This window comes from Rhizobium sp. 05N49, from assembly GCF_056396805.1.
Window position 1 is genome coordinate 292,019 of the sequence record NZ_JBFTME010000007.1, and the last position, 18,468, is coordinate 310,486.

Below are 18,468 nucleotides of genomic sequence, written 5' to 3' on the forward strand. Positions count from 1 at the left end.
CATGTTCCTCTATAAGGCTATCGTCTTCCTTCCCCTGATCGGCGCGATCATCGCTGGCCTCTTCGGCCGTGCGATCGGCGCCAAGGCGTCGGAATATGTCACCAGCGGCCTGATGATCATCGCCGCCATCCTGTCCTGGGTCGTCTTCTTCACGGTTGCGCTCGGCCATCCCGAGGGCGTGATCAAGGTCGAGGTTCTGCGCTGGATCCAGTCTGGTGGCATCGACGTCTCCTGGTCGCTGCGCGTCGATACGCTGACCTCGGTCATGCTGATCGTCGTCAATACTGTTTCGACACTCGTGCACATCTACTCGATCGGTTACATGCATACCGATCCGCACCGTCCGCGTTTCTTCGCCTATCTCTCGCTCTTCACCTTCGCCATGCTCATGCTGGTGACGTCCGACAACCTCGCCCAGATGTTCTTCGGCTGGGAAGGCGTTGGTCTGGCCTCGTATCTGCTGATCGGCTTCTGGTATAAGAAGCCTTCGGCATCGGCTGCTGCAATGAAGGCCTTCATCGTCAACCGCGTCGGCGACTTCGGTTTCGTGCTCGGTATTGCCACCGTCTTTGTGCTGTTCGGCTCGATCAACCTCGACACGATCTTCGCCAATGCTTCGACCTTCGCTCCGGCTGAAGGCGGCGGTGAAGCCGGCGAGGTGATCCTGAACCTCTTCGGCATGCATCTCGACAAGGCTCATGCGCTGACCGGCGCCTGCCTGCTGCTCTTCATGGGCGCGATGGGTAAGTCGGCGCAGTTCCTGCTGCACACCTGGCTGCCGGACGCCATGGAAGGCCCGACGCCGGTTTCCGCACTCATCCATGCCGCAACCATGGTGACCGCCGGCGTCTTCCTCGTCGCCCGCATGTCGCCGATCTTCGAACTCTCGCATGATGCGCTCGTCGTCGTGACGATCATCGGCGCGATCACCGCATTCTTCGCGGCGACCGTCGGCCTCGTGCAGAACGACATCAAGCGCGTCATCGCTTACTCGACCTGCTCGCAGCTCGGTTACATGTTCGTCGCTCTCGGCGTCGGTGCCTATGGCGCGGCAATCTTCCACCTCTTCACGCATGCCTTCTTCAAGGCTCTACTCTTCCTCTGCGCCGGTTCGGTTATCCACGCCGTCGACGGTGAGCAGGACATGCGCTACATGGGTGGACTGCGTCCGCACATCAAGGTGACGTTCTGGATGATGATGATCGGCACGCTGGCAATTACCGGTGTCGGCATTCCCTTCACCCCGATCGGCTTTGCCGGCTTCTTCTCCAAGGACGTCATCATCGAGGCCGCCTATGCGTCGCACTCGCCGGTCGCGGGCTTCGCCTTCACACTGCTGGTCATCGCTGCTCTCTTCACGAGCTTCTATTCCTGGCGTCTGATCTTCATGACCTTCTTCGGTAAGCCGCGTGCTTCCCACGAAGTCATGCATCACGTCCACGAATCGCCGCAGGTCATGCTGGTGCCGCTCTACATCCTCGCCATCGGCGCGGTTGTTGCCGGCTTCCTCTTCGAAGGCCGCTTCTACGGCGAGGAATATGCGGAGTTCTGGAAGGGTGCGCTCTTCACCGGCGCTGAAAACGAACTGGTGGAAGAGTTCCATCACGTCCCGGCCTGGGTCGGTCTCAGCCCCTTCATTGCCATGCTGCTCGGCTTCGTGATCGCCTGGTACATGTACATCAAGTCGCCCTCGACGCCGCGCAAGCTCGCCGAGCAGCATCGTGTGCTTTACCAGTTCCTGCTCAACAAATGGTACTTCGACGAGCTCTACGACTTCCTCTTCGTCCGCACTGCCAAGGCGCTTGGCAACTTCCTGTGGAAGAAGGGTGACGTCGGTGTCATCGATACCTACGGTCCGAACGGCGTCGCTGCTCGCGTGGTCAACGTGACCGATCGCGTCGTGCGCCTGCAGACCGGTTACCTCTATCACTATGCCTTCGCGATGCTGATCGGCATTGCGGCGCTCGTTACCTGGATGATGCTCGGGAGTTCCTTCTGATGACCGATTGGCCTATTCTTTCAACGGTCACCTTCCTGCCGCTCGTCGGCGTGGTGCTCCTGTTGCTGATGAACGGCGAAACCGAGAACGGTCGCAAGAACGTGCTGTGGATCTCGTTGATCACCACGGTCTTCACCTTCATCGTCTCGCTCTTCATCTGGATCGGTTTCGATAACGCCAATCCGGGCTTCCAGATGATCGAGCAGCATAGCTGGCTCGGCACCGGCATCGGCTACCATGTCGGCGTCGACGGCATCTCCATGCTGTTCATCATCCTCTCGACCTTCCTGATGCCCTTCTGCGTGCTCGCAAGCTGGCTCTCGATCGAGAAGCGATTGAAGGAATACATGATCGCCTTCCTCATCCTCGAAGTGATGATGGTCGGTGTCTTCGTCTCGCTTGATATCGTTCTCTTCTACGTCTTCTTCGAAGGCGGCCTCATCCCGATGTTCCTGATCATCGGCGTCTGGGGTGGCGCGAACCGCGTCTATGCGAGCTACAAGTTCTTCCTCTACACGCTGCTCGGCTCGGTGCTGATGTTGCTCGCCATCATGGCCATGTACTGGCAGGCCGGCACGACCGATATCGCCCAGCTTCTGGACTACAAGTTCCCGCCGGCAATGCAGACCTGGCTGTGGCTTGCCTTCTTCGCCTCCTTCGCGGTGAAGATGCCGATGTGGCCGGTCCACACCTGGCTCCCCGACGCACACGTCCAGGCGCCGACGGCCGGCTCCGTCATCCTGGCAGGCGTGCTCCTGAAGCTCGGTGGCTACGGCCTGATCCGCTTCTCGATCGGTATGTTCCCGGTCGCATCAGATCATTTCGCGCCGCTGGTCTTCGCGCTCTCTGTCATCGCCATCATCTACACTTCGCTGGTCGCGATGATGCAGGACGACATCAAGAAGCTGATCGCCTATTCCTCGGTTGCTCACATGGGCTACGTGACGATGGGCATCTTCGCTGCCAACGCGCAGGGCCTGCAGGGTTCGATCTTCCAGATGCTGTCGCACGGCATCGTCTCTGGTGCACTCTTCCTCTGCGTCGGCGTCGTCTATGACCGCACCCACACCCGTGAGATCGCGGCCTACGGCGGCCTGGTCAACAACATGCCGAAATACGCCGTCGCACTCATGGTCTTCACCATGGCAAACGTCGGCCTTCCGGGCACGTCGGGCTTCATCGGCGAATTCTTGACGCTGATCGGCGTCTTCCGCGCCAATACCTGGGTTGCGCTCTTTGCCGCCACTGGCGTCATCCTTTCGGCCGCCTACGCGCTCTGGCTCTATCGCCGGGTGATCTTTGGCGCGCTGGAGAAGGAAAAGCTGAAGGCTCTGCTCGACCTTTCACCGCGTGAACAGATCATCCTTTACCCGATGATTGCGCTCACCATCTTCTTCGGTGTCTATCCGGCTCCGGTCTTCGATGCGACCGCAGCTTCCGTGGACCATCTGATCAACAGCTATTCGGCCGCAGTGCAGGCAGCGCAGAATGTTGCGCTGTCCATGAAATGACGGGACTTTAGGACATGACTGCTGAAACAATCTCCCTGAGCCTGTACCTGTCCGCGCCGGAAATCATCCTCGCGATCGGTGCTCTCGTCCTGCTCATGATCGGCGTCTTTGCGGGTGAGCGGTCCGGTCCGCTTGTCAGCACGCTGGCAATGATCGTGATTGCCATCTCTGGCCTTTGGCTGATCTTCATCCCTGGTGACGGCCTTGCCTATGGCGGGGTCTATGTCGCCGACGGCTTCGCCCGCTTTATGAAGGTTCTGGCACTGATCGGCTCCCTCGTGGCGCTGTTCATGTCGATGGGTAATGCGCGGGAAAACCAGCTCGACAAGTTCGAGTTCCCGGTTCTCCTGGTGCTCTGCACGCTCGGCATCATGCTGATGATCTCGGCCAACGATCTGATCGCGCTCTACCTCGGCCTCGAACTGCAGTCGCTCGCGATCTACGTCATCGCCGCGATCAACCGCGATAGCCTGAAGTCGACCGAAGCCGGTTTGAAGTACTTCGTTCTCGGCGCGCTCTCCTCGGGCATGCTGCTCTACGGCATGTCGCTGGTTTACGGTTTCACCGGCCATACGCATTTTGCTGACGTTGCCCAGGCGCTGACGGTGGAAGGCGCGCGGTCGCTCGGCCTCGTCTTCGGCCTCGTCTTCATCCTCGCCGGCATCGCCTTCAAGATCTCGGCCGTTCCCTTCCATATGTGGACGCCGGACGTTTATGAAGGCGCGCCGACCCCGGTCACCGCCTTCCTGGCGAGTGCACCGAAGGTCGCTGCGATGGCGATGATGACCCGCATTGTCATCACCGCCTTCCAGCCGGTGCTGACCGACTGGCAGCAGGTCGTCGTCTTCATATCGATTGCCTCCATGCTGCTCGGTTCGTTCGCTGCCATCGGCCAGAAGAACATCAAGCGACTGATGGCCTATTCCTCGATCGGTCACATGGGGTACGCGCTGGTTGGCCTCGCAGCCGGAAACCAGACGGGCGTCACCGGCGTCATGCTCTATATGGCGATCTACATGGTCATGACCCTCGGCTCCTTCGCGATCATCATGTCGATGCGCCGCAAGGATGGCACCGTCGTCGAGAACGTCAGCGATCTCGCCGGCTTGTCCGCAACGAACCCCTTCATGGCGGTGGTGCTGACCGCGCTGATGTTCTCGCTTGCCGGTATCCCGCCGCTTGCCGGCTTCTTCGCGAAGTACTTCGTCTTCGTTGCCGCCATCGAGGCCAAGCTCTATGCGCTCGCCGTCATCGGTGTTCTTGCGTCCGTCGTCGGCGCTTACTACTACCTGCGCGTCATCAAGCTGATGTGGTTCGATGAGGCGACCGGTGAATTCGCTCGCGTCTCCGGATCGCTGCGTCTCGTCTTCGGTCTTTCCGGCCTCTTCGTTGCGGCCTATGTTCTCATCGGTGGTCCGATCGGCGGCGCGGCCGAGCTTGCTGCGGCGACGCTCTTCTGATGGCTTCCGACAAGCAGCGCCGGATATCGCTCGGCGATATCAGGCACGAGGCCTTGTCGGATACTGCGTCGACCAACACGGAATGCCTTGCCCGGGCTCGGGCAGGGGACAGCGGTCTGCTCTGGGTGACCGCTGAACGACAGACCGGCGGCCGGGGCCGCCGGGGCCGTCCCTGGGTTTCAGAGCGCGGCAATCTCTATGCCTCGCTTCTCCTCATCGATCCGGCCCCAATGGAGCGCCTTGCCTCCCTGCCGCTGGCAATCGCGGTTGCCGTGCACCACGCGATCCGCAGTGTCTTGCCGCCAGGTGCCGAGCCGCTGGAGGTGAAGTGGCCGAATGATATCCTGATCGGACGCAAGAAGACCTGCGGCATCCTCGTGGAAGGCGAACGGCTGGCGGACGGCCGCCACGCCGTCGTGATTGGCATCGGCATCAATGTATCGGTCATGCCCGACAATCCCATCTATCCCGTCACCTGCCTGCGCGATCAGGGAAGTGCGGCTTCGCCCGAAGAGCTCTTCGCCCATCTCTTTGCATCCATGGCCGAGACGCTGGATATCTGGGATGGAGGGCAAGGTATTGCCGAGGTCACGGCCCGATGGCGCGCTGTCGCGTGCGGTATTGGCGAAAAGATAACCGTTAATCTGCCGGACAGGTCGATTTCCGGATATTTCGCCGGAATAGATGATAATGGCCTGTTGATGCTCGATACCGGCACGGGCAGGATGATGCCGATTGCGGCCGGCGATGTATTCTTTGGATAGTGGAAAAAACAAACATTATGGCGAAACAGGACGAACTGGTATTTCTGCCCCTGGGCGGCGTCGGAGAGATTGGCATGAATCTCGCGCTGTACGGCTACGGCCCGGCGGATCATCGCCAGTGGATCATGGTGGATTGCGGCGTCACCTTTCCGGGCCCGGATCTGCCGGGTGTCGATCTCGTCCTGCCGGATATCCGCTTCCTCGCCAATGAGCGAAAGAACCTCAAGGCGATCATCATCACCCACGCTCATGAGGATCACTACGGAGCGCTCGCCGATCTCTGGCCGGGCCTCAATGTTCCGGTCTATGCCTCGCCCTTCACGGCGGGCCTGCTGGAAGCCAAGCGCAATTTCGAGAAGGACGCGATCGGCGAGGTGCCGGTGACCATTTTCAAGGCCGGCGACAAGATCAATGCCGGCCCCTTCAGCATCGAGGGCGTGGCTGTCAATCATTCGATCCCCGAGCCGATGTCGCTGATGATCCGCACGCCGCTCGGCAATGTCATCCACACGGGCGACTGGAAGATCGACCACGAACCTTCGCTCGGGCCGCTGACCGACGAGACGCGCTTCCGCCAATTGGGTGATGAAGGCGTGCTGGCGCTACTCTGCGACTCCACCAATGCACTGCGCGACGGCGTTTCGCCTTCGGAGAAGGATGTCTCCGAAAGCCTGCGCAAGATCATCGAGAATGCCGAGGGACGTGTGGCGATCACCACCTTCTCCTCGAACGTCGGCCGTATCCGCACTGTCGCTGAAGCCGCCGAAGCCGCTGGCCGTGAAGTGCTGCTGCTCGGAAGCTCGCTGAAGCGCGTGTGCGATGTTGCCCAGGATATCGGCCTGCTGGAAGGCGTAAAACCCTTCATCTCCGAGGAGGATTACGGCTTCATCCCGCGTGACAAGGTCGTGGTCATCCTCACCGGCAGCCAGGGCGAGCCCCGCGCTGCCCTCGCCAAGCTTTCCCGCGATGAGATGCGCAATGTAGCCTTTGCCGCCGGCGACATCGTCGTCTTCTCCTCGCGCGCCATTCCCGGCAATGAGAAGGCGATCCAGGACATCAAGAATGGCCTCGTCGAGCAGGGGGTCCATATCATCACCGACACGGAGGCGCTGGTCCATGTGTCAGGCCATCCGCGCCGCAACGAGTTGCAGAAGATGTACGAGTGGACGCGGCCGAAGGTCGTCGTGCCCGTGCATGGCGAGGCAACGCATCTGACGGCACACAAGGAACTGGCAGAACAGTCCGGCATTCCGACTGTGCCGCGCGTGCGCAATGGCGATGTGCTGCGACTTGCGCCAGGACCGGTCGAGGTGATCGATGAAGCGCCTCATGGCCGCATCTACAAGGACGGGTCACTGATCGGCGACTTCGACGAAATGGGCATCGGCGAGCGCAAGAAGCTCGCCTATGTCGGCCATGTCGCCGTCAGCATCGTGCTCGACAATCGCTACGACATTATCGGCGAGCCCGATCTCGTGGCGATTGGCCTGCCTGCCTATGACGACGAGGGGGAGGATATGGAAGATACCCTTTTCGATGCGGCAATCAGCGCGATCGAGAGCATTCCGCGCGCCCGCCGCAAGGACATCGACATGGTGCAGGAGGCCGCGCGCCGTGCCGTACGCGCCGCTGCCAACAATGCCTGGGGCAAGAAGCCTGTCGTCACCGTCTTCATCACCAGGGTCTGAGTGATGCTCGGCCGGGTGAACCATATCGCCATCGCCGTGCCCGACCTGGCTACCGCGGCTGCAAGCTATCGCGACACGCTGGGCGCGGCGATCTCCGAGCCGCAATCCCTGCCGGAGCATGGTGTCACGGTGGTTTTCGTCGAGCTGCCGAACACCAAGGTGGAACTGCTGGAACCACTAGGCGAGACCTCGCCGATCGCAGCCTTCCTGGAAAAGAACCCCTCCGGCGGCATGCACCATATTTGCTACGAGGTAGACGATATCCTTGCTGCCCGCGACCGGCTCACAGCATCCGGCGCCAGGGTGCTTGGCAATGGTGAGCCGAAGATCGGCGCTCACGGCAAGCCGGTGCTTTTCCTCCATCCGAAGGACTTCTTCGGCACGTTAATCGAGCTGGAACAGGTCTGAAGCTCTGCGTCAGAGTGACCTAAGCAGTCTGCTCCCTTTGAACTGGCCGCCATTCCGGCTTATAAGCAGCCAAAACCTGCCGCCAAGGCACCATATCGACGGGAACCAAAATGTTTCAGGCCTTCCTCCAGGGGTTCGCAGTTTATTTCATCATCTGGTGGATCACGCTTTTCGCCGTGCTGCCGATCGGCCTGCGCACCCAGGCGGAGGACAATGATGTTGTGCTGGGCACCGTGCCAAGCGCTCCGACCCGTTTCCGCCCGGCCTTCGTCTTTTCGCTGACGACGCTCGTTTCCGGCGCAATTTACGGCTTCTGGTATATCTGTTCGACCTATTTCGGCTTCGGCTTCGATGCGCTTCCACAAATAGGGCCTAGCTTCTATTAGGAATGGCTTTTGCTCAATCTTTGAGCAGATGTAAATGCAACCGCGAAAAATCTGTCATACGCACGTCATGCAAGTGAGGCAAAGAGCTTGCGTAACGGRAGGCGGGCTTACCTAACGAAAGTCAGGCCTGATTTTGTGAGTTGTGGGAAGCCGAAAAAGCAAAAAAAAACAAGGCTAAAAGCCTTGTTTTAATTATCGCGTGATCCTTAACCGTTACCGGGGCAGCGACAAGCGCGCCTAAGATCTGATCCTCCCAAGACTTGACCGCGAGTTCGGCAAGAATTTAACCTTCCTGCCTGTTTTGTGAGCTAAAACTAGCTCAAAGATTGTGCTTTGTCATTAGGTTTTTTTGCATTTTTGCTACAGTCACGCAAAATTTTTCTGTTGACAAGATTTACCTTCAAGCCCTTATAAATACGCGCTTTTTCACGTCTACTGAATTTGTAGGCGCTAACATGCGTCAGCGGGAGGCGGCTCACGTCGGTCGCGGGTTTCTTTCCCGCCGCGAAGCGGCTATGAACGCTCCCATCTTTAACAAAGACCGTCGATTCCGCTTGGGTAAGCGGCGTCTCAACTGTACCGGAATCCGCCATGCGTCTGTCCCGCTTCTTCGTCCCCATCCTCAAGGAAAATCCCAAGGAGGCGGAAATCGTCTCCCATCGGCTGATGTTGCGCGCCGGCATGATCCGCCAGCAATCGCAGGGCATCTACTCCTGGCTGCCGCTGGGCAAGAAGGTGCTGGACAAGGTCAACAACATCATCCGCGAAGAGCAGAACCGCGCGGGCGCCATAGAGCTTTCGATGCCGACGTTGCAGTCGGCCGAGCTCTGGCAGGAGAGTGGCCGTTACGACGCCTATGGCAAGGAGATGCTGCGCATCAAGGACCGCCAGGACCGTCCGATGCTCTACGGCCCGACGAACGAAGAAATGGTCACGGATATTTTCCGGTCTTCGGTCAAGTCCTACAAGGACTTGCCGCTCAATCTCTATCACATCCAGCTAAAGTTCCGTGACGAGATCCGTCCGCGCTTCGGCACGATGCGTTCACGCGAGTTCATGATGAAGGACGCCTATTCCTTCGACCTGACACGCGAAGGTGCGGAACATTCCTACAACAAGATGTTCGCCGCCTATCTGCGCACCTTCGATCGTCTCGGCCTGCGCGCCATTCCGATGCGCGCCGATACCGGCCCGATCGGCGGCAATCTCAGCCATGAATTCATCATTCTAGCTGATACCGGCGAGTCCGAAGTTTTCTGCCACAAGGATTTCGTCAATTTCGACATTCCCGCTGAAAGCACCGATTTCGACAGTGTCGAAGGCCTGAAGGGAGTTTTCGACAAGTGGACGTCGCTTTATGCCGCGACTTCGGAAATGCACGATGAGGCGGCCTTCAACGCCATTCCGGAAGGCGAGCGTCTTTCTGCACGGGGTATCGAGGTCGGCCATATTTTCTACTTCGGTACCAAGTATTCCGAGCCGATGGGTGCAAAGGTGCAGGGTCCTGACGGTAAGGAACACTTCGTTCACATGGGTTCCTACGGTATTGGCCCGACACGCCTTGTTCCCGCCATCATCGAAGCATCGCATGATGAGAACGGAATCATCTGGCCGGAGTCGGTCGCACCCTTCGATGTCGTGGTCATCAACATGAAGGCCGGTGACGAGGCCTGCGACGGCACCTGCGAGCTGATCTACGCGGCGCTGACCAAGGCGGGCAAGGACGTGCTTTATGACGACACGGATGACCGTGCCGGTACCAAATTCGCGACCGCCGACCTGATCGGCGTGCCATACCAGATCATTGCCGGTCCGCGGGCGGTCGCGAACGGCGAGGTGGAAGTGAAGGACCGCAAAACCGGCGCCCGCGAAACGATGACCATCGAAGCGGCGATCAACAGGTTCGTGGCCTAGGAAAGACGGAGGCGAAATGGCAGAGGCAGCAGTGGACCGGAGTTTCAAATCCGGCTTGGGTCCGGCTGGCAAGCCATTCTCCACCTTCGAACGCCTTGTGGCGTGGCGCTATCTGCGCGCCCGCCGCAAGGAGGCGTTCATCTCGGTCATTGCCGGCTTCTCCTTCGTCGGCATCATGCTGGGCGTTGCGACGCTGATCATCGTCATGGCCGTCATGAACGGGTTCCGCACGGAACTGGTCTCCCGCATCCTCGGCATCAACGGCCACATGATCATCCAGCCGGTCGACGGTCCCTTCACCGACTACGCCGATCTCGTGAAGAAATTCGAAGCCGTACCCGGCGTCAAGATGGCGCTGCCATTGGTGGAAGGCCAGGTGCTGGCTTCCTCGCAGACCGGCGGCAGCACAGGTGCGCTGGTGCGTGGAACGCGGGCTGAAGATCTGACCAAGCTGAAGACGGTTTCCGACAACATCAAGTCCGGCGACATGGTGGGATTTGCCGCTGGCGATGGCGTTCTCGTCGGAAGCCGTATGGCCGATCAGCTCGGACTGCGCGTCGGAGACCTGATTACGCTCACGTCACCGGAGGGTGATGTGACGCCGATGGGCGTCAATCCGCGCATCAAATCCTACAAGATTTCCGGGATCTTCGAGATCGGCATGTCGGAATATGATGCTTCGATCATCTACATGCCGCTCGAGGAATCGCAGCTTTATTTCAATGCCGACGGGCTGGTGCAGTCGATCGAGCTCTTCGTCAACAATCCCGACGATATCGACAATCTGAGGCCGAAAGTCGAGGAAGCAGCCGGCCGGCAGATCGCCATCACCGACTGGCGCCAGCGCAACCAGACCTTTTTCTCCGCCTTGCAGGTAGAGCGGAACGTGATGTTCATGATCCTGACGCTGATCGTGCTCGTCGCTGCGCTCAACATCATCTCCGGTCTCATCATGCTGGTGAAGGACAAGGGCAGCGATATCGCGATCCTGCGCACCATGGGCGCAAGTTCAGGCGCCATCATGCGGATCTTCTTCATGACGGGGGCTGCTATCGGCATTGTCGGCACGATCGCCGGCGTGCTGCTCGGCGTGTTCGTCTGCATCAACATCGAATCCATCCGTCAGTTTTTCTCCTGGGTTTCGGGCACGGTGCTCTTCGATCCGCAGCTCTATTTCCTCAGCCAGCTGCCGGCGGAAATGGATGTGAGTGAAACGATCTCCGTCGTCGTCATGGCGCTGACGCTCTCTTTCATCGCGACGATCTTCCCGGCCTGGCGCGCCTCCCGCCTCGACCCCGTCCAGGCCCTCCGCTACGAATAAGGCCCGATTCAAGGTCATGCACGATCCAAGGCCCAATCCAAGGAATGCCGCATTCATGAAACGCAACGTCGTTCTCAAGCTTTCGGGCGTCGAACGCCATTACGGACAGGGCGAAACGCTGCTGACCATTCTCAAGGGTGCGGATTTCACTCTGTCGAGCGGTGAGATGGTGGCGCTGGTGGCGCCGTCAGGCACCGGCAAGTCGACGCTTTTGCATGTCGCAGGGCTGCTGGAGCATCCTGACGGCGGCGAGGTAGTGGTCAACGGCCGCCCCTGTGATGGCCTTTCCGATGACAAGCGCACCGCCATCCGCCGCGGCGAGATCGGCTTTGTTTACCAGTTCCATCACCTGCTGCCGGAATTCTCTGCACAGGAGAACATCATGATGCCGCAGCTCATCGCCGGCCTCTCATGGAAGGAAGCGAGCGAACGGGCAAAGATGCTTCTTGATTACATGCGCATCGGCCATCGCGGCGTGCATCGCCCGGGCGAGCTTTCCGGCGGTGAACAGCAGCGCGTGGCAATCGCGCGCGCCGTTGCCAATGCGCCGAGCCTGCTTCTGGCCGACGAGCCGACCGGCAATCTCGACCCGGAAACCGCCAGCTATGTCTTCGACGCTCTTGAGGCGCTGGTGCGACAGTCCGGCCTTGCCGCGCTGATCGCCACCCACAACCACGAGCTCGCCCGGCGCATGGACCGGCGCGTGACGATCGCCGACGGCAAGGTCGTGGATTTCTGATTCTCAGGGGATAATCAGCCCGCCGCGATAATCGAGCTCATAGGCCTTCAGGCCGTCCACGAGAATAAATTCGTGGCCGCGGAAATGTGTGCAATCGCCTTCGCTACTATCGACATAGTGTCCCAGCGCGTGATCGAGAACCATTCCGCCGAGAAAGCGGCCTTGCCTGTAGAGCTGTGATAGCGCGGCGCAGATGACAGTGCCGGCAATGGTCAAGTCGATGATTCCCGGTTCGATGATGCGCCCGAAATAGTTCATCGCCCACACCGGCTTTTCCTCCAGCCACACCACTTCCTGGCCGGCAAAGTCCGTACCGCCAAAATAGCTGTCGAGATAACGCCAGATGCCGCGCTTGTAACCGATATCGTGGGCACCGATCCGATAGGACGGCTGCGACTTGGCGCCGGCGACATATGTCTGCGATTTGGCTTCGACAATGAAGCTATTGAGTTCCAGAACGTCCATAGTCCCTCTGCTCCGATGTTAACCATGTCCCGCAGAAGCGGGGGGTAAACCTGTTGACAATAGAACATACATGGAACAAATTAAAAACATAAGAGCAAAGGAGAGCCAAATGACTGACATGATCCGTGATATCGCAGCATTCACCTCCATCGCAATGTTCGTTGCCAGCTTCTCGCTGATTGTCATGGCAATGTAAGATTTCAGGGGACCGCATGGCTGCCATGCGGTCCTGAAGCGGGACTTTTTCTGGACAGAATCGCCTTCAATGCCGACAATGCGCATTCTTCATTGATGCAGTTGGAAGGGCATGTCATGGCGGATGCGGAACAGGGTGCGATCGGCGAAACGCCGGGCTTCGTCCATCTGAGGGTGCATTCCGCCTATTCACTTCTCGAAGGCGCATTGCCTCTCAAGAAGATCCTGTACAAGGCGGCCGGCGATAATCAGCCGGCGATTGCCATCACAGATACCAACAATCTCTTCGTCGCCCTGGAGTTTTCCCAGAAGGCGATGGATGACGGGTTGCAGCCGATCATCGGCTGTCAGGTGTCGATCGACATGGAAGACGGCCTCGAAACCGAAAAGCGGGGAGGCCAGCAGGCGCTGGTCAAGCTGCCGTCCATCGTGCTTCTGTCTGCGACGGATGCGGGCTATGAACGGCTGGTCGATCTCGTCAGCCGTGCCTATCTCGGCGGCGAAGGCAATTCGACAATACATATCCGTGCCTCATGGCTGGATGAGATCGGGACGGAAGGTCTGATAGCGCTGACGGGCGCCTCGACCGGGCCGATCGACATGCCGCTCAAGGACGGCCACGCCGCCGCGGCGGAGACGCGGCTGCTGACGCTGAAGCGCATCTTCGGCGACCGGCTCTATGTCGAGCTGCAGCGCCATGGCACTTACGACAAGCGGCACGAACAGAAGATCATCGGCCTTGCCTACAAGCATGATCTTCCGCTGGTCGCGACCAATGAAGCCTTCTTCCCGACGCGCGACGATTATGACGCCCACGACGCGCTGATGGCGGTCGCCCACAACGCCATTGTCTCCGACGACAGCCGTTTCCGACTCTCCCCGGATCACTACCTGAAGAGCCGCGCGGAGATGGAAAAGCTCTTCGCCGATCTGCCGGAAGCGCTGGAGAATACGGTCGAGATCGCTCGACGCTGCTCCTTCATTCTGAAGACCCGCAAGCCGATCCTGCCGCGCTTCACCGGCGCCACCGCCGATCCTGAAGAGGCCGAACGCGCCGAGGCGCTGGAGCTTCGCCGGCAGGCGGAAGAGGGGCTCGACATGCGCCTCGCCGAGCTTGGGATGTCGGCAGGTTACGAAGAGAAGGATTACCGCGAGCGGCTGGAATTCGAATTGAGCGTCATCGAGCGCATGAAGTTCCCCGGCTACTTCCTGATCGTTGCCGACTTCATCAAATGGGCCAAGCAGCATGACATTCCGGTCGGCCCGGGCCGCGGCTCGGGTGCAGGCTCGCTGGTCGCCTATGCGCTGACGATCACCGACGTCGATCCGCTACGCTTCTCACTGCTCTTCGAGCGCTTCCTCAATCCGGAACGCGTTTCGATGCCGGACTTCGATATCGACTTCTGCCAGGATCGCCGTGAAGAGGTGATCCGCTACGTGCAGCAGAAGTATGGTCGCGAGCAGGTGGCGCAGATAATCACCTTCGGTTCGCTGCAGGCACGCGCCGCCCTTCGCGACGTCGGCCGCGTCTTGGAAATGCCCTACGGCCAGGTCGACAAGATCTGCAAGCTCGTGCCGAACAATCCGGCAAACCCCACGCCGCTTTCCAAGGCGATCGAGGAAGAGCCGAAGCTGCAGGAAGAGGCCGCCAAAGAGCCTGTCGTCGCCCGCCTGCTCGATATCGCCCAGAAGATCGAAGGCCTCTATCGCCACGCCTCGACCCACGCCGCCGGTATCGTGATCGGCGATCGCCCGCTGTCGAAACTCGTGCCGATGTATCGCGATCCGCGATCGGACATGCCGGTCACGCAGTTCAACATGAAGTGGGTGGAGCAGGCCGGCCTCGTGAAGTTCGACTTCCTCGGCCTGAAGACGCTGACCGTGCTCAAGGTCGCCGTCGATTTCTGCAGGAAGCGCGGCATCGAGGTCGATCTCGCCAAGATCCCGCTCGACGACAAGAAGACCTACGAGATGCTGTCGCGCGGCGAGACCGTCGGCGTGTTCCAGGTGGAAAGCGCCGGCATGCGCAAGGCGCTGATCGGAATGAAGCCGGACTGCATCGAGGATATCATCGCGCTGGTCGCGCTCTATCGTCCGGGTCCGATGGAAAACATCCCGACCTACAATGCCCGCAAGCATGGCGATGAAGAGCTGGAATCGATCCATCCGACGATCGACCATCTGCTCAAGGAAACGCAGGGCGTTATCGTCTACCAGGAACAGGTGATGCAGATCGCCCAGGTCCTATCGGGCTATTCGCTTGGCGAAGCCGATCTTCTGCGCCGCGCCATGGGTAAGAAGATCAAGGCCGAAATGGACCAGCAGCGCGAGCGCTTCGTCGTCGGCGCGGTCAAGAACGGCGTGTCGAAGCCGCAGGCCGACAATATCTTTGAACTCTTGGCGAAGTTCGCAAACTACGGCTTCAACAAGTCGCATGCCGCCGCCTACGCCATCGTCTCCTACCAGACGGCCTTTATGAAGGCGCATTATCCGGTCGAGTTCCTGGCCGCGTCGATGACGCTCGATATGTCGAACACGGAAAAGGTCAACGACTTCCGCCAGGATGCCAAGCGCCTGGGCATCGAGGTGATCGCGCCCTCCGTCCAGACCTCCTTCCGCCAGTTCGAGACCGGCGATAACCGCATCTATTACGCGCTTGCGGCCCTCAAGGGCGTCGGCGAATCTGCGGTGGATCACATCGTCGAAATGCGCGGCGACAAACCTTTTGCCAGCATCGAGGATTTCTGCTTGCGCATCGATCCGCGCCAGGTAAACCGCCGCGTGCTGGAAAGCCTCATCTATGCCGGCGCCTTCGACTGCTTCAATCTGGATCGCGCCCAGCTTTCGGCTGGTCTCGACCGTGTGCTCGGCTATGCGCAGCGCGCCCAGGAAAACAAGCTCAGCGGCCAGTCCGATATCTTCGGCGGAGCGCTCTCTTCAGGTCCGGAAAAGATCGCCTTGCCGCCGTTCTCGCCCTGGCTCGCCTCCGAGCGGCTGCTCAAGGAATTCCAGGTCCTGGGCTTCTACTTGACTGCCCATCCGCTCGACAGCTACAACAACATCCTGCAGAAGATGCGCGTGCAGACTTTCGCGGATTTCTCCACGGCGGTGAAGCAGGGTGCTGCGAACGGGCGCTTGGCAGGGACGGTGATTTCCAAGCAGGAGCGCAAGACGCGCACCGGCAACAAGATGGGCATCATCGTCTTTTCGGATTCCTCGGGTCAGTACGAAGCCGTCCTCTTCTCCGAAATGCTGAACCAGTATCGTGACGTGCTGGAGCCCGGAAAATCCTTCGTCATTACCGCTATTGGCGAAGAGCGGCCGGAAGGCGTCAGCCTGCGTCTGCAGACCGTCCAGTCGCTGGAGGAAAAATCGCTGCAGATGCAGAAGGCGCTGCGCGTCTATGTGCGCGATTCCGGCCCGCTGCGCGCCGTTGCTGCGCATCTGAACGCCAGGGGCGATGGCCTGGTCTCCTTCATCGTGATCAAGGAGGAGGGCAAGCGCGAGGTCGAAGTCGTACTGCAGGACAAATACCGCATCACGCCGGAGATCGCCGCCGCATTGCGGGCCGCTCCCGGCATCGTCGACGTCGAACTCGTCTAATGAAAAGGGCGACCGGCATGCGCCGGCCGCCCTTGTTTGTCAGCCGGTTTGCGGCCGGCCGGACAGACCGGAGCAGCGCCACCTGCCGAAGCCCATGATTGCCGTACCGATCAGCGTGCCTCCGACCGGCACCAGAAGTGCGGTGCGCAGCGCGTCCAGCCGTTCGGATGGGCTTTCGCCGTCGCCGAGCGCCAGAGTGCCGACAGCGCTGACGGCGGAAAGGCCGAGTGCCGCACCGAACTGGAAGGACGTATTCACCAGCCCGCTCGCCAGTCCCTGTTCGTGTTCGGCAATGCCGTCGGTTGCGATGATCGTCAGCGGCCCATAGCCGAGCGAGAAGGCGAGGCCGAGCAGGATTGTCGAGGGCAGCATCGCCGCATAGGTCCAGTCGAGCCCCATGTCGAGGAAGAGCGCGTAGCCTGCGACGGCAAGGGCGAAGCCGCCGAGCACGACACGTCCATTACCGAAGCGCTCCACGAGCAAGGGCGTCAGCAGCGGTGCGAGGATGGCATCCATGCCAATGACGATGAGGGCGAGGCTGGTTTCGAAGGCGGACCAACCGAGCAGTTCCTGCAGGTAGAGCGAGACGATGAACTGGAAGCCGAAGAAGGCGCCGGTGAAGAGCATCGCTCCGAGGTTGGATTGCAGCAATGCCGATGACCGGAAGATCCCGAGGCGGACCAGCGGCGCCCGCGAATTGCGTTCGATGAGGATGAAGGCGACCCAGAGCACAGCACTCGCCCCTGCTGCTGCCAGTGTCCAGGTGAGGTCGCTCGTCGCATGCTCGAGCCGGGTCAGCGCGTAGGCGGCGAGCAGCATGGCGCCGGTCAGGGTGACCGCGCCGGCAACATCGAACCTCTGGCGCGGGGCTGTAACCTCCTTGTCCTCCGCGATCAGCTTCATACCGGCAACCAGCAGGATGGCGGAGAAGATCACCGGCGCGAAGAACACCCATCGCCAGCCGATTGCGGATAGAAGCCCGCCGATGACGAGGCCGAGGGAGAAGCCGGCCGATGCAGTGCCGGCATAGATCAGCACCGCCCGGTTGCGCTGCGGTCCCTCGGGAAAACTGCCATTGATGAGTGCAAGGCCGGCAGGTGTCATGAAGGCGGCGGCTGCACCCGTCACGAAGCGGGCCGTCAGCAGCATCCATCCTTCGCTCGCAAAGCCTCCGAGGCCGGAGAAGAGCAGGAAGACGGTCAGCGCCGTCAGGAAGACCTTGCGCTTCCCGTACATATCCGCGACGCGCCCGCCGAGCAGCATCAGCCCGGCATAGGCAAGCACATAGGCAGAAACCACGGCGCTGAGCGTCGTGGTCGAAAGACCGAGGTCGGCCCGGATCGAGGGCAGCGCGACATTGAGCATGGCCGCATCGACGCCTTCGAGAAAGATCGCGCCGCAGAGTACCGCGAGCATGCCGGCGGCACCGGCGCTCATTCTTCCACGCTCCGCTGTCAGGGGAGGACTTGTAGACATCATGGATTCCTTGTCGGTAGAGGGCAGGGAAGAGCGAAGATGGTTACATATTGATCCTCGGTTCCCTATTGTAACCAAGGAAAAGGTAGGGCATTGTTCGAACCCATGGAAGAAGGCACTTCAAACTCACCGAGTGACTGCTGCAGCACCGACCGCGATTACGACATCCATCAATGGGATGCGCGACAGGAGTGCGAGGTGCGCCAGATTCTGGATCGCATCGCCGATAAATGGTCGCTGCTGGTCATCGCCCTGCTGGAAAAGCGCACTTTGCGCTTTACTGAATTGCGCAGGAGCATCGACGGCATCAGCCAGCGCATGTTGACAACGACACTGCGTCAGCTCGAGCGAGACGGTCTGATCGAGCGAACGGTCTATCCCGTGGTGCCTCCAAGGGTCGAATATGCGCTGACGGAGCTCGGTTGCACGTTGCATGACACGATCAAGGCGCTTGTCGTCTGGACCGAGACCAACCAGACAAAGATCATCGCGGCCCGCCGAAGCTACGACGAGCGTGCCAGCGAGAAGCCTTGGTAGGT

The 18,468-nt window shown here is 60.1% G+C and carries 15 protein-coding genes; 12 read left to right on the forward strand and 3 right to left on the reverse strand.

The window, feature by feature from the left end:
* Position 1: 1 nt before the first annotated feature.
* The 7 genes from nuoL to AC1DF8_RS16910 all read left to right on the forward strand — a co-directional run bounded on the left by nuoL (position 2) and on the right by AC1DF8_RS16910 (position 8,216).
* Complete coding sequence (nuoL, locus tag AC1DF8_RS16880) at positions 2-1,999, forward strand: NADH-quinone oxidoreductase subunit L (protein ID WP_478154218.1); 1,998 nt, start codon at positions 2-4, stop codon at positions 1,997-1,999.
* Positions 1,999-3,510, forward strand: a complete 1,512-nt coding sequence (locus tag AC1DF8_RS16885; protein WP_112544545.1) for an NADH-quinone oxidoreductase subunit M — start codon at positions 1,999-2,001, stop codon at positions 3,508-3,510. Before nuoL ends, AC1DF8_RS16885 begins: the two co-directional genes overlap by 1 nt.
* Positions 3,511-3,524: 14 nt before the next feature.
* Positions 3,525-4,970, forward strand: coding sequence for an NADH-quinone oxidoreductase subunit NuoN (nuoN, locus tag AC1DF8_RS16890; RefSeq protein WP_478154219.1), 1,446 nt, complete (start codon positions 3,525-3,527; stop codon positions 4,968-4,970).
* Complete coding sequence (locus AC1DF8_RS16895) at positions 4,970-5,734, forward strand: biotin--[acetyl-CoA-carboxylase] ligase (RefSeq protein ID WP_113118150.1); 765 nt, start codon at positions 4,970-4,972, stop codon at positions 5,732-5,734. Before nuoN ends, AC1DF8_RS16895 begins: the two co-directional genes overlap by 1 nt.
* 17 nt (positions 5,735-5,751) lie before the next feature.
* Positions 5,752-7,422, forward strand: coding sequence for a ribonuclease J (locus AC1DF8_RS16900; protein ID WP_112544542.1), 1,671 nt, complete (start codon positions 5,752-5,754; stop codon positions 7,420-7,422).
* A 3-nt stretch (positions 7,423-7,425) separates the two neighbouring features.
* Positions 7,426-7,830 (forward strand): methylmalonyl-CoA epimerase, encoded by a 405-nt coding sequence (gene mce / locus AC1DF8_RS16905; RefSeq protein WP_183850924.1) that lies wholly within the window; start codon positions 7,426-7,428, stop codon positions 7,828-7,830.
* Between the two features lie 110 nt (positions 7,831-7,940).
* Positions 7,941-8,216: a DUF1467 family protein gene (locus tag AC1DF8_RS16910; RefSeq protein ID WP_112544541.1), complete on the forward strand. Its 276-nt coding sequence runs from the start codon at positions 7,941-7,943 to the stop codon at positions 8,214-8,216.
* Positions 8,217-8,530: 314 nt separating this feature from the next.
* Here AC1DF8_RS16910 and AC1DF8_RS16915 read toward each other — a convergent pair whose 3' ends face one another.
* A complete protein-coding gene (locus tag AC1DF8_RS16915) occupies positions 8,531-8,809 on the reverse strand; it encodes a hypothetical protein (RefSeq protein WP_162728507.1) in 279 nt (92 codons plus the stop codon).
* Here AC1DF8_RS16915 and proS point away from each other — a divergent pair.
* The 3 genes from proS to AC1DF8_RS16930 are packed head-to-tail and all read left to right on the forward strand — an operon-like array spanning position 8,808 to position 12,190.
* Positions 8,808-10,130 carry a proline--tRNA ligase gene (proS, locus tag AC1DF8_RS16920; RefSeq protein WP_112544539.1) on the forward strand — a complete coding sequence of 441 codons (1,323 nt, stop codon included), beginning with the start codon at positions 8,808-8,810 and terminating at the stop codon, positions 10,128-10,130. The genes AC1DF8_RS16915 and proS overlap by 2 nt on opposite strands.
* 16 nt (positions 10,131-10,146) lie before the next feature.
* Positions 10,147-11,451 (forward strand): lipoprotein-releasing ABC transporter permease subunit, encoded by a 1,305-nt coding sequence (locus AC1DF8_RS16925; protein WP_478154220.1) that lies wholly within the window; start codon positions 10,147-10,149, stop codon positions 11,449-11,451.
* Between the two features lie 55 nt (positions 11,452-11,506).
* Positions 11,507-12,190, forward strand: coding sequence for an ABC transporter ATP-binding protein (locus tag AC1DF8_RS16930; RefSeq protein ID WP_112544537.1), 684 nt, complete (start codon positions 11,507-11,509; stop codon positions 12,188-12,190).
* A 3-nt stretch (positions 12,191-12,193) separates the two neighbouring features.
* Here AC1DF8_RS16930 and AC1DF8_RS16935 read toward each other — a convergent pair whose 3' ends face one another.
* Positions 12,194-12,655 carry a DUF5680 domain-containing protein gene (locus AC1DF8_RS16935; protein ID WP_478154221.1) on the reverse strand — a complete coding sequence of 154 codons (462 nt, stop codon included), beginning with the start codon at positions 12,653-12,655 and terminating at the stop codon, positions 12,194-12,196.
* A gap of 312 nt (positions 12,656-12,967) precedes the next feature.
* Here AC1DF8_RS16935 and dnaE point away from each other — a divergent pair, with 312 nt between their 5' ends.
* Positions 12,968-16,453 carry a DNA polymerase III subunit alpha gene (dnaE, locus tag AC1DF8_RS16940; protein WP_478154222.1) on the forward strand — a complete coding sequence of 1,162 codons (3,486 nt, stop codon included), beginning with the start codon at positions 12,968-12,970 and terminating at the stop codon, positions 16,451-16,453.
* A gap of 39 nt (positions 16,454-16,492) precedes the next feature.
* On the opposite strand, the gene AC1DF8_RS16945 is transcribed toward dnaE, so the two are convergent.
* Positions 16,493-17,890: an MFS transporter gene (locus tag AC1DF8_RS16945; protein ID WP_478154223.1), complete on the reverse strand. Its 1,398-nt coding sequence runs from the start codon at positions 17,888-17,890 to the stop codon at positions 16,493-16,495.
* Positions 17,891-18,034: 144 nt separating this feature from the next.
* On the opposite strand from AC1DF8_RS16945, the gene AC1DF8_RS16950 reads away from it, so the two are divergent.
* Positions 18,035-18,466 (forward strand): winged helix-turn-helix transcriptional regulator, encoded by a 432-nt coding sequence (locus AC1DF8_RS16950; protein ID WP_112544532.1) that lies wholly within the window; start codon positions 18,035-18,037, stop codon positions 18,464-18,466.
* Positions 18,467-18,468 lie beyond the last annotated feature (2 nt).

What these genes read in the sequence shown, in the direction of transcription:
- nuoL (WP_478154218.1), top strand. Translation starts at nt 2, where the DNA reads ATGTTCCTCTATAAGGCTATCGTCTTCCTTCCCCTGATCGGCGCGATC.
- AC1DF8_RS16885 (WP_112544545.1), top strand. Translation starts at nt 1,999, where the DNA reads ATGACCGATTGGCCTATTCTTTCAACGGTCACCTTCCTGCCGCTCGTC.
- nuoN (WP_478154219.1), top strand. Translation starts at nt 3,525, where the DNA reads ATGACTGCTGAAACAATCTCCCTGAGCCTGTACCTGTCCGCGCCGGAA.
- AC1DF8_RS16895 (WP_113118150.1), top strand. Translation starts at nt 4,970, where the DNA reads ATGGCTTCCGACAAGCAGCGCCGGATATCGCTCGGCGATATCAGGCAC.
- AC1DF8_RS16900 (WP_112544542.1), top strand. Translation starts at nt 5,752, where the DNA reads ATGGCGAAACAGGACGAACTGGTATTTCTGCCCCTGGGCGGCGTCGGA.
- mce (WP_183850924.1), top strand. Translation starts at nt 7,426, where the DNA reads ATGCTCGGCCGGGTGAACCATATCGCCATCGCCGTGCCCGACCTGGCT.
- AC1DF8_RS16910 (WP_112544541.1), top strand. Translation starts at nt 7,941, where the DNA reads ATGTTTCAGGCCTTCCTCCAGGGGTTCGCAGTTTATTTCATCATCTGG.
- proS (WP_112544539.1), top strand. Translation starts at nt 8,808, where the DNA reads ATGCGTCTGTCCCGCTTCTTCGTCCCCATCCTCAAGGAAAATCCCAAG.
- AC1DF8_RS16915 (WP_162728507.1), bottom strand. Translation starts at nt 8,809, where the DNA reads ATGGCGGATTCCGGTACAGTTGAGACGCCGCTTACCCAAGCGGAATCG.
- AC1DF8_RS16925 (WP_478154220.1), top strand. Translation starts at nt 10,147, where the DNA reads ATGGCAGAGGCAGCAGTGGACCGGAGTTTCAAATCCGGCTTGGGTCCG.
- AC1DF8_RS16930 (WP_112544537.1), top strand. Translation starts at nt 11,507, where the DNA reads ATGAAACGCAACGTCGTTCTCAAGCTTTCGGGCGTCGAACGCCATTAC.
- AC1DF8_RS16935 (WP_478154221.1), bottom strand. Translation starts at nt 12,655, where the DNA reads ATGGACGTTCTGGAACTCAATAGCTTCATTGTCGAAGCCAAATCGCAG.
- dnaE (WP_478154222.1), top strand. Translation starts at nt 12,968, where the DNA reads ATGGCGGATGCGGAACAGGGTGCGATCGGCGAAACGCCGGGCTTCGTC.
- AC1DF8_RS16945 (WP_478154223.1), bottom strand. Translation starts at nt 17,890, where the DNA reads ATGAGCGCCGGTGCCGCCGGCATGCTCGCGGTACTCTGCGGCGCGATC.
- AC1DF8_RS16950 (WP_112544532.1), top strand. Translation starts at nt 18,035, where the DNA reads ATGGAAGAAGGCACTTCAAACTCACCGAGTGACTGCTGCAGCACCGAC.